At 67.4% G+C, this 15,715-nt stretch carries 11 protein-coding genes and 1 pseudogene; 4 read left to right on the top strand and 8 right to left on the bottom strand.

Annotation, left to right across the window (positions count from 1 at the left end; all coding sequences use genetic code 11):
- Nucleotides 1-2 precede the first annotated feature (2 nt).
- A complete protein-coding gene (locus LV79_RS19490; RefSeq protein WP_253838786.1) occupies nt 3-593 on the bottom strand; it encodes a hypothetical protein in 591 nt (196 codons plus the stop codon).
- Between the two features lie 1,080 nt (nt 594-1,673).
- Here LV79_RS19490 and LV79_RS19485 point away from each other — a divergent pair.
- On the top strand, nt 1,674-2,885 hold the full coding sequence (locus LV79_RS19485) for an MFS transporter (RefSeq protein WP_253838784.1): 1,212 nt from the start codon (nt 1,674-1,676) through the stop codon (nt 2,883-2,885).
- On the opposite strand, the gene LV79_RS19480 is transcribed toward LV79_RS19485, so the two are convergent.
- Entirely contained in the window at nt 2,882-4,102 is a 1,221-nt protein-coding gene (locus LV79_RS19480; RefSeq protein WP_253838782.1) for an MFS transporter, read from the bottom strand. The two genes, LV79_RS19485 and LV79_RS19480, sit on opposite strands and share 4 nt — an antisense overlap.
- Before the next feature lie 94 nt (nt 4,103-4,196).
- Here LV79_RS19480 and LV79_RS19475 point away from each other — a divergent pair, with 94 nt between their 5' ends.
- A complete protein-coding gene (locus LV79_RS19475) occupies nt 4,197-4,673 on the top strand; it encodes an RrF2 family transcriptional regulator (protein WP_253838780.1) in 477 nt (158 codons plus the stop codon).
- A gap of 330 nt (nt 4,674-5,003) precedes the next feature.
- Nucleotides 5,004-5,456 (top strand): annotated as a pseudogene (locus tag LV79_RS19470) (GNAT family N-acetyltransferase); the annotation flags it as partial.
- A gap of 56 nt (nt 5,457-5,512) precedes the next feature.
- Here the strand turns inward: LV79_RS19470 and LV79_RS19465 are convergent.
- From LV79_RS19465 to LV79_RS19455, 3 genes are all read right to left on the bottom strand, one after another.
- Nucleotides 5,513-7,060, bottom strand: a complete 1,548-nt coding sequence (locus LV79_RS19465; RefSeq protein ID WP_253838776.1) for a M4 family metallopeptidase — start codon at nt 7,058-7,060, stop codon at nt 5,513-5,515.
- Between the two features lie 543 nt (nt 7,061-7,603).
- Nucleotides 7,604-8,185, bottom strand: a complete 582-nt coding sequence (locus tag LV79_RS19460; RefSeq protein WP_253838775.1) for a hypothetical protein — start codon at nt 8,183-8,185, stop codon at nt 7,604-7,606.
- Nucleotides 8,186-8,607: 422 nt separating this feature from the next.
- Nucleotides 8,608-9,501, bottom strand: coding sequence for a TIGR03620 family F420-dependent LLM class oxidoreductase (locus LV79_RS19455; RefSeq protein ID WP_253838774.1), 894 nt, complete (start codon nt 9,499-9,501; stop codon nt 8,608-8,610).
- Nucleotides 9,502-9,579: 78 nt separating this feature from the next.
- Between LV79_RS19455 and LV79_RS19450 the strand changes: the two genes are divergently transcribed.
- Nucleotides 9,580-10,107 carry a TetR/AcrR family transcriptional regulator gene (locus LV79_RS19450; RefSeq protein WP_253838772.1) on the top strand — a complete coding sequence of 176 codons (528 nt, stop codon included), beginning with the start codon at nt 9,580-9,582 and terminating at the stop codon, nt 10,105-10,107.
- 540 nt (nt 10,108-10,647) lie between these two features.
- On the opposite strand, the gene LV79_RS19445 is transcribed toward LV79_RS19450, so the two are convergent.
- The 3 genes from LV79_RS19445 to LV79_RS19435 form a co-directional block, all read right to left on the bottom strand.
- The gene (locus LV79_RS19445; RefSeq protein WP_253838770.1) at nt 10,648-11,925 is read right to left on the bottom strand and encodes a PD-(D/E)XK nuclease domain-containing protein; all 1,278 of its coding nucleotides are present in this window, start codon (nt 11,923-11,925) and stop codon (nt 10,648-10,650) included.
- Entirely contained in the window at nt 11,922-14,222 is a 2,301-nt protein-coding gene (locus LV79_RS19440; protein ID WP_253838768.1) for an argonaute/piwi family protein, read from the bottom strand. The genes LV79_RS19445 and LV79_RS19440 overlap by 4 nt, the downstream gene beginning before the upstream one ends.
- Before the next feature lie 155 nt (nt 14,223-14,377).
- Nucleotides 14,378-14,983 carry a TetR/AcrR family transcriptional regulator gene (locus LV79_RS19435; protein WP_253838764.1) on the bottom strand — a complete coding sequence of 202 codons (606 nt, stop codon included), beginning with the start codon at nt 14,981-14,983 and terminating at the stop codon, nt 14,378-14,380.
- Nucleotides 14,984-15,715 lie beyond the last annotated feature (732 nt).

Here is a 15,715-nt window from a genome sequence, read left to right as displayed (position 1 = left end):
GGCTAGTGCCCGGGGAGCGTGGACAGGTGATAGGGCCTCAGCACGTCATCGAGGAAGGCGTCCAGCCTCGCGTCCAGTCGGGCGCGGTCGAGTTCATCGGCATCGTTGTCGATGTGGTGCACCCTGCCATCGAACTGCCGCATGGCGCGAACGCCCGCCAGGTCGTCAACCGTGTACAACGACTGCGCGGCATTCGACGGCAGGGCGTGGTTGTCCGCGGGCCGGATCACCACGTCCTCGCCGTTGATGTAGAGCTGCGGCGGCTCCGCCCGACGAGCCAGCCGCTGCGCCCGGATCCGGTCGCTCGCTGTCACGTGGATGACGTGGGCGCCTGCGAGCACCTCAGGCCCGAACCGCTGGAACGCCGCTCGCATGTCCGACCGGGCGAACTCGACCAGGATCAGCCGCACGCCGCCCTGCCCCGCCCACACCTGCCGGGCCAACGCGTCCAGCGCGGAGTCGAGCGTGCGTTCGTCGTCGACCTGGAAGGAACCGTTGGCGTGCACCTGGAACCCGGCGAGTCCGCCGTCCATGCGCATCAGGTGGCGCACGAAGTCGTAGAAGGCGTAGAGGTAGTCGGTCCGCTCGTCCACCTGGAACCGGCGAGCCTCGATTTCGCGGGCCAAGAGCGGCCTAGCCGTTGGAGTCGGTGCTGGTCGCCAAGGTTCTCACCGGCCTGCGCGCTCCCGCAGACCGCGCGGGCATCCGCGCCCGGCTCAAGGAGATATCTTCAGCCCGGCGGATCGGTTCGGCGTGATGGTCAACTACCGCGAGTGCGCGCGCCTCGGACTTGCCCGCGCCAGGCAGGCCGGTGACGAACACAACCGGGGCCGAGTGCCGGAACGCGACGTGCTGGAATGGTAGGACAGTCCTCCGGCCGGTCAGCATCGGCGCCCCGGACCTCGATCCCCCTGGCGAGCAGCTCCGCGCCTGCAACGAGGCTGTCCTGGCTGCTCTGCACCACCACACGCACCCGGCCACGCTCGTTGATCGCCGCCCAGCCGTTCTGCAAGTCCCGCAACGTCTCCGAACCATGAGCAGGCCTCAGGTTCGGCAGCATGGCATCGAGTCTGTGCACGTCCTCGCACTGCGCGGCTCTCCTGACCTCACTGAGATAGCGCCTTCTCGGCACGTACTGGTTCAAGCCCAGTGGGACGGTCCGGCGCCTCGCCCAAGCGCGAGCGGCGAACCAACTGAGCAGGGCCACCACCAACCCGCCGATCACCGACCCGATGATCTCGGTCCACTGCACCCGGCCACCGCCACCTGAGCTGCGAGCAAGAGCGGTAGAGGCCCGACATCCACACCGTGCTTCGTCCTTCACCCCGGTGAGACGCAGCCCAAACTCTCCGACCGGACTCTCACACCCATCGTCTCCTCGCCCGGCCCTCCTGCCTGTCGACCTGCGCTTCACAGCGCTTTGGAGGTGGATCGAGGAGCACCGGAAGTGGCGTGCCCATCGGCTGGCGCGGGAGTTGCTGACCAAAGCATGTCGCCGTAGGTGCGCGATAAGGTGCTCGTGGGGGGACGCGGCGGGACTCGGTTCGAGGAGTCGAGGGCCTGCGGTCGGGTTTGGGCTTGTCTGCCTCGGCTGCGAAGGTTGTTCACGAGTGCACCTAGGAGTCCCGGATGGACCTTGTTACCCATGCGGTTGAGGGGCTGATTCCAAGGTGATGGGGTTGCGCGCGCATCCGCGCTTTCTGCGGGTATGGGTTGGGCAAGCATGCGGTGCGGTCGGGGATCAGTTGTTGCCGGTTACGGTCAGCCTGTACGTGCTCAGCCAGGGTGGCGGGGTGGCTGAGGTGAGCCTTGTGCTCGGCGCTCGTGCTGTGGCGTTGGTGTTGTGTCTGTTGGCGGGTGGGGTGCTCGCTGATCAGGTGCGGCGTAGTCGGGTTTTGCTTGGTGCGGACTGGTTTCGTGGTGGGCTGCTGCTGGCCACAGCGGCGGCGCTGCCTGTGTTGCCGCTATTGGCCATGCCTGCGGTGGTTGCGTTGGTGGCGGCGGGTGAAGCCTTGTCCCGACCGGCGTTTCGCTCGATGGTGCCCACGTTGCTGCCCGGCGACATGCTCGAGCGCGGGAATGCCCTGGTGTCAGCGGCGCAGCGCAGTGCGGCGGTTCTCGGTGCCCTGGCGGGCGCGGCGGTGGTCACCTTCGTCGGGCCGCGAGCGGCGCTGTTCGCTGCGGGTGCGGTCTTCGCCATCAGTGGCTTGACTGTGTTGCGGCTCAACGACAATACCCCGACCTCGCTGGGGCGCTCGATGCTCGCCGACGCCGCCGCTGGTGTCCGGGCGATGCGCGAACGGCCGTGGGTGCTGGCGGTCATGTCCACCGCAAGCGTCCACCTGATGACCGGCGCGGCCGCGGCGTTGACGTTGCTGCCATTGATCGCCCGCGACCGTCTCGGCGGCGACCTCGCCTACGGTGCTGTACTGGCGGCAATGGCTATCGGCGCACTCCCCGGCTTGGTTCTTGCAGGCCGCTGGCGCCCCAAGGCCAAAGGCACCGCGTCGATGTGCGTGCTGTCCGGCTACGCCCTCGTCCCGTTGAGCCTCGCCCTGCCGCTACCCCTGCCAGCGGTGATGGCATGCTTCGCCGTCGGCGGCTTCGCGGTGGAGTTCTTCTTCGTCTACTGGCTTTCCGCGCTCCAACGCAACATCCCCGGCGACGTCCTGGGCAAGGTCCTTGCCCTTGACCAACTCGGCGCCTTCGCACTGCTCCCCGTCGGCTACCTACTCGTCGGCCCCGTTGTCGCCGCCATCGGCACGACCCCAACACTGCTGGGCGCGTCCGCGGTAGTCGCCGCAACCAGCGCACTGTGCCTGGCAATTCCCGGGGTAGCCCACTTCGCCGACCCAGCCCCGACACTGGAAGGCTCACACGACTAGTCCGGCAGTTTGTGCGGTGACAGAGCCAAGATCGGCAGCACCAGCACCGCGGTGACGACGGCAAGCAGGACGAACGCCAGCTCGAAGTCGCCCGTCGCGTCTCGCAGCAGGCCGACCACCAATGGCCCTGCGGCCGCACAGCCGTACCCGACGAAGAACGCCATGCCGCTGATCCGACCCGCCTCAGCAGCGTCGCGCGCGGCGGTGACCGGCAGCGTCAACACAAGCGGGAATAGTCCACCGTGGCCGATGCCAATGAGCACAATGGATAGCCAGACAACCGGAGAGTCTGGCGCGAGGGCGAACCCGAGGAACCCAGCAGCAGTCAGCAAAGCCGTCACGGCCAGGCCCGCGCGCTGGTCCCGCCGCTCACCGAGCAAGGCAGGTACGACGATCATGGCGACCACCTGGATGGAGATCATCACGGTCAGCAACACGCCCGCGGTCGCCTCAGTGCGACCGCCGTCGTTGGTCAGCAGCGGCGCGATCCACGCCAATTCGCAGTAGTACAGCGCGGAATTGCCCGCCGACACCGCCGTCACCAGCCACGCGGTCGAACTGCGCCACGGCAGTCCGACGGCGGTGAATCGGCGCACCCCAACATCACCGCCGAGGTTGAGCGAACCCTTGGCCGCCGACCACAACGCGATACCGGCGACCGCCAGCACCGCCCAAGATCCCAGCGCCACCGGCCAAGACCCGAAGGCCTCACTGAGCGGAGCGGTGGCACCAGCCGCGACCGCCCCACCGAGGCCAAGCCCAGCGGTGTAGAGACCGGTCACCAGCCCAGGCCGCGCAGAGAACCGGGACTTCACGACGGCGGGCAGCAGGGTCTGCGTGATGGCGATTCCCGCGCCGACACCGAAGGCGCACAACAGTTGCAACCAGGTCGCGTTGCCCAGCACCCTGGCGAGCGTCCCGATGCCGACGACAACCAGGCCAACAGTGACACCACCGTGCAAGCCGAAGCGGCGAGCGACAACGGCGGCCAGCGGGGCGCACAGGCCCATGGCGAGCGTCGGAACGGTGGTGAGCAGGGAGGCGCCGGTCGCGGACAGCCCGAGGTCCGCGCGGATGGTGTCGACCAACGGGGAGACCGCGGCGATGGCTGGTCGCAGGTTCACCGCCGCGACGAACAGCGCCACCGCGGCCAGACCGAGTGCGGCCCGGTCACCGGGTGTTCCCGTTGTCCTGGACGGGCTTTCGGCGTCGGTCACGGCGCCACCTCTCAACTCGGACAAGTAATGTCCGGGAACCTAGCACACCGGAGATCGACTTGGATATCTCCTGTCCGAGTTCTAGGATCGGCGGATGAAGCTGTCCAACGGCGTGGAGTGGGCGCTGCACTGCTGCGTCAGCCTCAGCCAGGCCGAGCACCCGGTGCCCACTCAGCGCCTCGCCGAGCTGCACGACGTCCCGCCCGCGTACCTCGCCAAGCACCTGCAGGCCCTGGCCAGGGCGGGCGTGGTGCGCTCCACCCAGGGCCAGGACGGCGGCTACACGCTGACCAGGCCCGCGGCGGAGGTGACCATGCTCGACGTGGTGGCCGCCATCGACGGACCAGCGCCGTTCTTCCGCTGCACCGAGATCCGCCAACGCGGCCCACTCGCGGCCGACCCGTCCCGGTGCCGCACCAGCTGCTCAGTGGCCAGGGCGATGGCCGACGCCGAACAAGCCTGGCGCGCCGCACTGGCCGCCGTCACCATCGCCGACCTGGCCACCGACATCAACACCACCAGCGGCGGCGAGGCCCTCACCAGCGTCCGCACCTGGCTACGCGCCACCTGACGCCCCAAGGAGGCGGAGGTCGGGATAGCCGGCATGTGCCGACCAGCATTCAGTGGTCCCACCCCGCGGCAGAAGTCCCCAGTCGAGCGCTGCGATCGTAGCGTTGGTGGGCCGAAACTTGGCCGCGTTGCAGTGCGCGCGACAACGGCCCCATACCGCAGCTGCCGAGTGCCAACCGCACACGCCATCCCTGCCACAGCAGCCGGAGTCTTGACCCTCGACCGCGATAGGTTGCGCGCCATGACAGACCTCGGCCCCATTTCCTGGCCTCCCACCCCGATCAGGACCGAGCGGCTGGTGCTCCGCGAACCCTAGGCCCAGGACCGCGCGACGTTCATCGACATGCTCTCCTCGACCGTGGTCTACGCCTACCTGGGCGGACCCCGATCACGCGAGGCACTAGAGAGTGATATCCCCGAAGTACCGAGCAAGCGCCCCGGTGTCTTCACCGTCGAACGCGGCGGAGCGATGATCGGCCTGATCACGCTCGACCGGCGGGCCGCCGACCGCCAAGGGCACCTCCGGCCGGACATCGAGGAAGTCGAGCTCGGCTACCTCCTCCTCCCGCAGGCATGGGGATTCGGGTACGCGACCGAGGCATGTGCGGCGGCGCTCGAGTGGTTCGCCGGGGTGCTGCCGGGCGAACCGGTGGTGCTCTGCACCCAGACCGCCAACGACCGCTCCATCCGCCTCGCGACGAGGTTGGGGTTCACCGAGGTCGAGCGGTTCCAGGAGTTCGGTGCCGAGCAGTGGTTCGGCGCGTGGACCCCACCGTCCACTTGAGACCAAACGGCAGGTGGGGCGGAGCCGAAGCCCCGCCCCACCTGATCAGCCGAGTACTACGCGGTGCAGGTGGGCTCGCCTGCCTGCGCGGGCAGCGAGATCGCGTTCCACGCCGCCTTGGTCTTGTTGTACAGACCGCAGGTCGCGTCGAGGTTCTTCGCGGCCGTCAGGGTGGTGACGCGGTACTTCTTGTAGGTCATGCCGGAGGTCTTGAGCAGCATGCCGCCGTAGAAGATCTTGCCAGCGGTCTGGATGCCGACACCGGTCACCGCGGTGTTGTTGCAGGTCGGGCTGGTCGGCTTGCCACCACCGGGGTTGGAGCCCTCGGCGAGCAGGTAGAACCAGTGGTTGAGCGGACCGGCAGCCTTGTGCACCTCGGTGTTGGGGATCGAGGAGCTGTAGCAGTTCGGGTCGTTGTTGACCAGCGACGGGTTGTACATGTTGCGGATCGGCCCGCGGCCCTGCAGGTCGACGGTCTCGCCGACCAGGTAGTCCGGGCGGTCCTTGGCGTTGTTGGCGTACGCCTCGGTCAGCGCGCCGAAGATGTCACCGGTCGCCTCGCCGAGGCCTGCCTCGCGGGACGTGCCACCCGGGGTGTTCTGGTCCAACCCGTGGCCGTACTCGTGACCGACGACGTCCATCGACGCGATCCACTTGCCAGCGGAGTTCTTGCCGATGGTGACCGTCGAGCCGTCCCAGTACGCGTTGAGCTGGTTCAGACCGACCTTCGCGGGCCAGCTGCGGCCGGACCCGTTGTGCCCGTTGCGGCCCAGCCAGTCCTTGAGCATGTTCCACTCCTGCTGCGCGGCGTAGAGCACGTCGCCGCAGCCGGTCTCCTTGCTGGTGCCGCTGCCGGTGCCCCAGGAGTCGGTCGACTTCGAGAACACCTGGTTGGTGCTGTAGTCCGCGCACTGCAGGCCGGGACGGGTGGTGTCGAGCAGCCGGTAGGTGCTGCCCGACTTCGAGGTGGTGATGGTGACCTGGCCGTTGAGCTCGCTGTTGAGCGAACCGGCGGCGGCGTCCTCCACCTGGTCCAGCACGGCGCCAGTGGTCGCGTCGACCCACACGGTCAGGTGGCTGGGGCTGCCGTCCGTCTTGGTGCCGACCAGCAGTTGCTCCCACGCCAGCGCGGGCTTGTCCTCGGTCACCTTGACGACCAGCCTGCTCGGCTGGACCTTGCTGGTGCTGGCCTGCGCCGACCGCGCGGTCCGCTCGGCGGCGGCCTTGGTGATCTTGGCGGTGGTCGTGGGGACGGCCACCGCCGCGCTCGTCCCGGCCACCGTCGCCTTGACCTGGCCCTGGCCGTTGACCAACACCGTCGCGTCGCCGCCGACGACCGGGACGCCGCGCCAGGTGCGTTGGTAGCTGACCGAGTACAGGTCGTTGAGGTACGGGGTGACCAGGTCCCTGGCGTAGACCTCCTCCGGGCCCTTGGCCAAGGCGTCCAAGCCGCCCGCGGCCGCCCGGTCGGCGGCCGAGACGGCCACCGCCTGGCGGTCCGGGGCCTGGTCCTGGCCTGCGAACACCGGGGGTGCGGCGAAAGCGACCACACCGCTGGCGAGAACGGCGAGGGCTACCCCGGCCGTCATCGTCGTGCGCTTCATGAGCTCTCCTCGTGGGCAGGGTCGCGTCCCCGGCACCCGCTTGGCCGTTGCCTGTCTCCCGGCGGCGGTGCTGGCGACGCGGAGGTGCTCGTTCGTCACCGAACGCAACGAGCATCCAGAGGCCCGCGCGACGCAGTCAACGCGATCAGCGGTGGGAATGGGTGTTTGTCAACATCCGGCAAACCCGGCACTCGCGGTGATCGCACTGAATCACCTGGTGGCAGCGGGTATGGACGCGGCTCGGATTTCAACAGTTGAAATCTGTTATCCCGAGGTCTGATGTCAGGCGTGCCGCCGATATGGCCCTGAATGGCCCGGAACACTTCGCCTGCCCGGCGTCCGACCAGCCACAACCTGGCAACTGGTAACATTCCGGCAGCGTCGAAGAAATCTCACGAACGGCCGTGGCGGCAATCCGGAGTCGTTCGAACATGCTATTCGCGGTACGGCATGGATCGACTAGGATGCCGGACTCGCGCAGCTCTACATTCGTCGCTTTATCGCCGTGGCGGGCCCCCACGATGCCCGCCACGGCACTTGCCACTAGCTCAAGTCCACCACCGTGTTGACGTCCAGGGCCAGCAACTCAGCGAGACCGAGATCGGCGTCAAGCCCCAGGACCGCGAGCAGATCCGCGGCGGGCGCGTGACCACGCACCAGGTCGACATCGATGTCCAGAGTCGCCCCGTTGGCCGTCCCGGTGCTCAGCGACGTCCCCAACTCGTCGTTGACCGCCGCGGCGAAGTCCCCATCGAGGCTGATGCCGTCGTCCGCCAACTTGAGCGTGATGACCGTCGACCCCGCCCGTTTGACGGCCCCCACCGCCGCCAGCGAGTTGATCTCCCCAACCCGCACACCCGCCTGTCCGCCGACCTTCGCCGTGATCACCCCAGACGTCATGCTTACCGACATCCCGGAGATGAGAACGCTGTCACCCCCCTTGGCCAGCCGGACACCGCCGAGCAACAGCACCCGCCCCCCGGTGAACACACTGCCGTAGGTGATCGAACTCCCCTTGGCCACCTTCAGGTTGACATCCCCATCGATGTGCCCAGCCCCACCGATCGTGCTCTCCGCAACCCCCTGCGCCCCAAGATCCAGCGCCCCGTAGAAATCGACCGTCAACCCCGCCCCACCCACCGGCGTACTGGCCAACCCCCTCGCCTGCACCCCCGCCCCAGAAGCCACCAGCCACACGGCCGCCACCAACGCCACTTTCCCAACCCACAAAGCTCTCATCCCCCGTTGCTACCACCCACCCCCCTCCCCCACGACCCCACTCACACGATCGCGTACATCCTCACCACGTCGTCAAGGCGCACACGCACATGCCCCTCAAAGGCCATGGGCAGGTCGGATTCCCTCGCCCACAACTGAATCGCACGACCTCGTACCCGGTTGTCCGCCGGAGATCCGGACCTGCCCAGCGGACTCCGGTGTGGACGCAAATGGCGCCCCTACTCGATCTCAACCACACCCTGAACCACATTTGGCTCGACGGCACACCCGTTGAGCCCGAAACTCTGGAAAAGCCTGGCACGCGACGCCTAAGTCCTGAGCGCCAAGGCGCGCCACTGGTTGAGAGGGGCGGTGCCGAGGTTGGGGGAAAGGGCTTGCAGGCAGACGTGGTCCGCGCCCGCTTCCAGGTGTGCGTGGACCCGTCGCGCGATCTCGTCCTCGCCGATGGCGACCAGGGTGGTGACGAGGCGGTCGCTGCCGCCGTCGGCGAGGTCGTGGTCGGTGAAGCCGAGGCGTTGCCAAGTCGCGCGGTACGGCGCGGCGGCGAGGTACGAGGCGATGTGTTGGCGGGCAAGGGTTTTGGCCTCGTCAGGGAGCGTGGCGGCGATTACGGACTGCTCGACGATGAGGGCCCGATCGGGACCGAGGATGGCCCGAGCTTGAGCGGTGTGTTCGGGAGTCGTCAGGTAGGTGAAGGCGCCCGCCGCGCGGTCCCGGGCCAAAGCGAGCGCCTTCGGACCTAACGCGGCCAGGACGCGGGGTGCGACGGGTGCGTCGGAAGTGACATTGGCAAGGGCGAGGATGGGGTCGGGTTCGTCGAGGCGGTCCAGGTGGGCGCGGAGGGTGGCAAGAGGACGTTCGTAGGTCAGGCCCAAGACGTCTTCGACCACGCGGGCATGCGAGGTACCCAGGCCGAGGACGAACCGACCGGGGTGAGCGTCGAGGAGGGCCCGGGTCTGCATGCGGATGTTGCGCGGGTGGCGGCCCCAGATGACCGCGATTCCGGTGCCCAGGACCAGGGACTTGGTCGCGTTGAGCAGCGTCGCGGCCTGCATGAAGGGGTCCCGGACAAGACCTTCACTGAGCCAGAGCGCGCCGTACCCGAGAGATTCGGCTTCCGCGGCGAGGTCAGCGGTCTCGGCGGTGGGCAGCAGGTCGATCCCGGCGACCCACAGCCCGATGCGGGGCAGAGCAATGTGCACGGCGTACCTCCCGTACGATCCGGAGTGGTACTCCGAATATACGGAGCGTCACTCCGCTTCAGTCAGGAGGTCCACTTCGTGAGCAGGGAGGACGCGCGCCGCAACCGGGCCCGCCTGATCGAGGTCGCGGCCGAGGTCTTCGCCGAGGTGGGCGCGGACGCCGCCTCGATGAACGACATCGCCCGCCGCGCCGGAGTCGGCCCCGGCACCCTGTGGCGCCACTTCCCCAACAAGGACGCCCTGATCGCCGAGGTGGTCGGCACCAGCCTCGACGCACTCGCCGCACTCGCCACCGACCTGCGCGACCACCCGGACTTCCTCCGCGAGTGGCTCACCGCCCTGATCACCCACATCACCCAACACCGCGGCCTAGCCGCCAGCCTCACCCACTCCCCCACCGACGGCCCCCTCAGCACCCGCTGCCACCCCGTCGAACAGGCCACAGCCGACCTGGTCGCCCGAGCCCGCACTCAAGGCATGGTCCGCCCCGACCTGACCCCCGCCGAACTCATCCACCTAGCCACCGCCATCGCCTGGATCACCGAAACCACCCCCGCCACACCCCCACGCCTCACAACCCTCCTCTTCGACGGCCTCACCCCCTGAGGTGCTGCTCCCGTGCCATAACGGCGGTGGTTCGCTACTCCTGCTCCCGCACAGAAGGCTCGGCGGCAAGCGAGTCCATTTGCGTTGACAACCACAGCAGGTCACACCAAAGGACATGGTTTCCGCAGCTGGAAAGGTCGGGGCTAGGGCGGCGAGAATCCGGCCAACCCCATTTCCACCTCATGAAAACACTGAAGCCCCGCCCCTCATGAAGAGGGACGGGGCTTGTCACCAGTGTAGGTAACTGGTGGGCGATACTGGGATTGAACCAGTGACCCCTACCGTGTCAAGGTTGACCGAACGTGGACTGACCTGCAGAGACGCGAGTTTCCGCAGGTCAGTCCGACCGGTTGGGCCTAGTTGGTTCGCGTTGGAACGAGTTGTAGCCAGTTGCGATCCCCATGAATACCCCATTCGATCTTCGGGCGCCGGATAGGTTGGGTGAGCAGTACCGGCCGCAGGTCGTCACCTTGCGTGTTCGACGTTGCGGCGCAGGGCGTGGGCACCGATATCGGTAGCTGGAGGCGGGAGTGCCGAGCCCTACCGTTGTTCGTCCTGTGGTGATGGGACGTGGCTGGGGCGGGACACGATGATCACGTCGGTGATGTTGGGCATCTTGAGCAAGGCGTTGCGGGTTGTGCCGTACTCCTGACTGGAGGCTGATTCGTCGTAGATGAACACCGCCAGCTTTCGGTATGCTTCGTTTCCCGTGAGGTAGGCAGTGTAGTCCTCCAGGATTTCCTTCTCGTACTTTTTGAAGTCGGCTGCCGAGCGGGCGTATTTGACTTCGATGAGGAGTTCGAGGGATGGGATTCCGAAGTCGGCCCGGTAGGTACTGTGTCCGAGTTTCCTGAGTGTTTCCTCGTCTACGAGGTCGTCGAAGACGGGACGCAGGATGAGCCAGAGGATGTCTTGTACTTCGCGCTCGGATCGGATGGGCCAGCGGATGGGGTGTTGCAGGTCGTCCTTGTCGTAGCGCCATCGTCGCATGGCGTCCTCGAATCGGCTGAGCAGGATGCCGACGTGGCTTCGGCTCAGGATGAGGTCGTCGACGCTGCGGGTGACGATGTGGGTGGCGGCTTTCAGCAGAAGCGCGGACCGTGGTGCGGAGTTGGTGTCGGCGTGTCCGAGGGCCAAGCCGTTCAGCAGACGGGACCGCAGGAATCGGATGTCGTCCGCGCCTGCTTCTTTGAGGTTGTCAGCGGCGCCTACGGAGATGAGCCAGTGCACCGCGGCGAGATCGGTCGGGTCGTCGAGGTCGTGGACATCCGGGCGGAACCTGCCCGGAGCGCCGATGAGGTGCCGGGCGTACTGGTGGAACGTCCCGAGGAACGTCGAGGGAGGACGCAGTCGGGAGTCGTGGAGCACGTCCGTCAGCCACGCCCGCGCCTTGGGAATCTCCTCGTGCACGGCGTTCACGGCCAAGGCCAGGCCGACAACTTGACCGGGGTCGTTGAGGAAGGTGATGCCATCCGCGGGGAAGGGGTCCCTGCGCATGAGGGTTGGTAGACCGTCGGCCAAGTGGCGGCGGGCGGCGTCGGATTCCGCGGACGGGAATCCGACGAGGCCGAATCCCAGGGTGGCAAGGACCGGCCCTTGCGGGAGGCGGTGCTCGTTCTCGTCCAGCCAAGCGGACGTCATTGGGCTGACGTTCCAGGTGAAGCTGACGCGGGCGCTGCCCAGGATGTGGTGGGCCAAGAGGCCGCCGAGGTTCCCGGGCTGGTTCGCGTGCAGGATGCCTTGGTCGAGGTTGGCGATTCGAGTGGCCAAGAGTTGGCCCATCGGGTCGGTGTTGTCGTTCGCTTGAGTCGGGGTCACAGGAACCACCTGCTGTCGCGCAGTGTGGTGTTGACCGAGTCGGCGTTCCAGTTTCGGACGTGGCGCAGGTTGCCCAGGAGGTTGGCGATCAGGTCGGAGTAGAGGATCGTGACGGGTTGGCTGGACGGGTAGACTGTGCGCCAGGACATCGAGGTGAAGCGGTATACCTGGCGGGCCAGGTATTCGATGTCGGTGAAGGTCGACTCGTGGTGCAGTTTGAGCAGCAGAGGCACTGGGGCTCCGTGCAGTGGGCTCTTGAGGTCCATGGGGCCGTTGACCGCCAGCAGCATCTCCCGATGGCCGATCGGTACGGCGTGGCCGCGGTCGGGCACGTAGTAGCCCTTGGCCTGCCCACGCGTTCCCCGGTTGGGCACGCCCAGGCTGGCCCGGTCGAACATGATCCATTCGTGGTCGGTGCTCACGTGCACGAAGGCGAACTCGACCTTGGCGTACTGATTAGCCAGGCGTTCCACGAGTTCCTTGACGGCCTGGGCCTCGACGTCCTGGAGCGGCTTGAAGACGTGGAAGACGAGCCGGAGTTCGTCGCCTCTCTGCCAGGCGTTACGCGCCTTGATGTCCTCGATGCACTCGGTCAGCGAGCGCAGGAGTTCGCGGGGGTAGTCGGCGTAGTCGGCTTCGCGGGAGGTGTTCGACAGCAGGTAGTTGCCGTCGGCGCTGAAGATCGTCGTGATCCCGACAACCCGCTCGGGGGTCGCGTTGCGGCTGGCCTTGATGTGGGAGCTGCCGATACCGATGACCAGCTCGTGCGCGAGGGCGCGGGGCGCGGCGATCACGAAAGGCACGCCGCGAAGCTTGGCGTAGCACGCCAGGGCCATGCTGTTGAGCGGGTAGGCGAGCTTGCTCAACCGGGCGGTCTCGATTCGGACTTCCTGAACGGGTATGCCTTGCCCCATGAACGTCGATTTCGCCACAAGGTAAGGGCTCTCGTCACCGGTGAGGTGGACCTGCGCCTCGCTGGTGATCACGATGGCCAGGTCGACCGGTCCTTCGCGCAGAGCCTGCCGACAGGCTTCGCGGTAGGCGACCGCGTCGGTGGCGCTGCCGTCGAAGGGGTGCATCCGCACGTCGCACCCGCCGAGGTGGTACTTGCGGATGAAGCCCTTGGCGTAGACGCGCTCGCCCTGGACCCCGTCGAGGAACTTCCGCATGAAGTTCTCCACGATGCCCTTGTGCGCCCGCGGCGTGACGACGGCGATCCGCGGTTTCTTCTTGCGGAAGAACTCCACGTCGAACGGCCCGTACTCGTCCAGGCCGTGATCGGCCGAGCGGTGGGTCTTGTCCCCGTTCTGGTCGAACTTGAACGTCGGCGACTCATAGCGGTTCGACCGCACCTTCCGAGCGGCGTTGGACGAGCCCACGGGCGGCTCCAGCGTCGCCAACAGGCCGTGGGCGATCGCCAGCGGGCCCCGGGCAGCGAGCCGACCGGCGATGTCGACCGTCTTCTCGAACCGACCGAACGCCCCTAGCAGGTCGAACCTCGCGGTCTCCAACTCCTTGACGATCTGCGGGCCGTCCGCCCCCGCCAACGACATGACCACGTTGCCGAACGTCTCGCGCCGCGCCTCCAACCACGCCTCCCGGGCCGCGACGCGCAAGATACCCGGCGCATCCCGCAGGACCAGGTCGTCGCCATCGATGTGGTCGACGGCTCCGACGTTGTGCCGCCGCGCGAAGTGGTCCATGTGGGGAAACGGCTCGATCGCGCCATCATCGGCCATCACGTACAGACCGTGGACGTCGATCCCGCGGCCGATCAACTCCTCGACCGTGAGGTCGATCTCCAGCCGCGTCTTCACCCCGATGATCACACCCGGGTAGCCGGTAGGACCGATGGTCCTGCTGTCCAAGTGCCACAGCGGGTACACATGGAGATCGGGCAAGGCGGGTAGGCGACGAACTCCGACCGCGGTGACCATGAGGTCCTTTTGTGGTCTCCGGGACACGAAGCTCACCCGCCCCGGCTTGCGCAACTTGTAGCCCCAGGCCACGACTTGGCGCAGCAGCGCGTGCCGGACGAGTCGCATCGTGAGCGATCGGTGCTCACGGGTGGCGAACACCGTGGGTGTACCCCGTACGTCCGCATCGGCCGTCAGCGGGACACAGGCGATCCCCGCGCGTGTCCTGGACACGACATGGGTGTCCACCAGCTCCGCCCGGAGGGCATCGAGCTGGTCGTTCGACTCGTACTCGACCAGCCCTCCAGCGAAGGACTCCGCCGAAAACGTAACCGGCATGAAGTTGAACGCCAGCTGCGGAGATCTCCGGGCGTCGCTCAAGCCTCGCTCCTCTCTCGGCCCGGACACGCCGGGGAGGGCACCCGGCCGCAACCGTCGACGTGGGCCTGTCGAACAGGAAGCCCTCATCATCCCACTTGGCACCGACAGCCAACGGCAATGCGGCGGTCCGCCGGGCGGATTGGGTGTCGGCGGCCCTACGGGGCGACCAGGAAGGTCAGGATCGACGCCGCGACCTTGGCCTCGATCTCACCCGATGCAGGCGCGGTGGTGCGGCGGAAGCGTTGGGAGGCCAATAAGGAGAGCAGCCACCAGGTGGCGGCGTCGGTGTCGAGGGTGGGGCGGAGGTGGCCGTCGGTTTGGCCGCGGCGCAGGAGTGCGGTGAGCGAGGTAGCGAAGCGGCGGGTGGAGGCTCGGGCGGCGGCCTCGATCGCTGGGTCATCGGTGATGCTGGCGGCGTCGGCGAAGATGGCGCCGATCTGGCCGGCGCCGTGAACTCGGGCGAGGTGGTCGGGGGTCAGCATGTCGCGCAGCAGGTCGGGTACGGGGACCTCGCTGGCGGTCATCTGGTCGAGCATGGCGCAGACCCGTTCGGCGGCGCGGTCGACGACGGCGGCGAACAGGGTCGACTTCGTGCCGAAGTTCTGGAACACGATCGGCTCGCTGACTCCGACCCGGCGCGCCACGGCGGACGCCTTGCCCGCCCGGTAGCCGACCTCAGTGAACACCTCGGTGGCCGCGTCCAGGATGGACGCGCGGCGGTCCTTGGCCGACATCCTGGTCCGCTTCGCTTGTTCGCTCACGGGGTGATCCTAGAGGACCTTGCCAGCTTGCTTAGTCGCGACTAAGTTGGCGGCGCGTTCTTAGTCATCTCTAAGTTAGGGGTCGCATGAAGCTGCCACATGCCCACGACTCGGGTGTGCTCCGGCACGCCAGGGCGTACGAGGTGCTGTCGTGGGTGGTGTTCCTCGGGCATCGCCCCCACCCAATTGCTCCCACGTCTCGGCGGGGTTCGGACTCGACGGGGTTCTCGGCGAGAAGGCGCAGAAGACGGGGGGCGGGTGCGGCGCCGGTGAGATCGTCACCGCTGAGCAAGGTGCTGCCGAGGGCCAGCACCCTATGCAGCTCTCGGTAGTTTGCGCAGGTGGCAATCAGCCGAGTTCGGGGAATGGCCGGTGATGGTCAGACACGGCAACGACCCCGGTTGGCATCCGCACTACCAGGGGACCGCAGGCGGTGTCGTTGGGAATGGGCGGGGCCTGTCCGGCGGGATTGGCGATCGGGGCCGGGGTCAAGTCTGACCGGCTCGGGTGTGCACCGCGCCCCGGTGCGACCGGGTCTACGCCAGCACGTCGTAGACCGGGACGAAGGTTCTGGTTCCTACATGAAGGTGACCGATGGTGGACGGCGGAGGAGGAACGCATGTGATCGGGTCCACGTGCGCCTGCGGCCGTACTCCTCGGTACAGCGGAGTTGGATATCGACAGTGACAGATCTGCCGGGGGCTGGAGTAGCCACTTGGACGACGAACGCTT

Source organism: Actinokineospora globicatena, from assembly GCF_024171945.1.
GTDB classification, from domain to species: Bacteria; Actinomycetota; Actinomycetes; order Mycobacteriales; family Pseudonocardiaceae; genus Actinokineospora; species Actinokineospora globicatena.
This window is presented reverse-complemented; position numbering and strand designations above follow the sequence as displayed.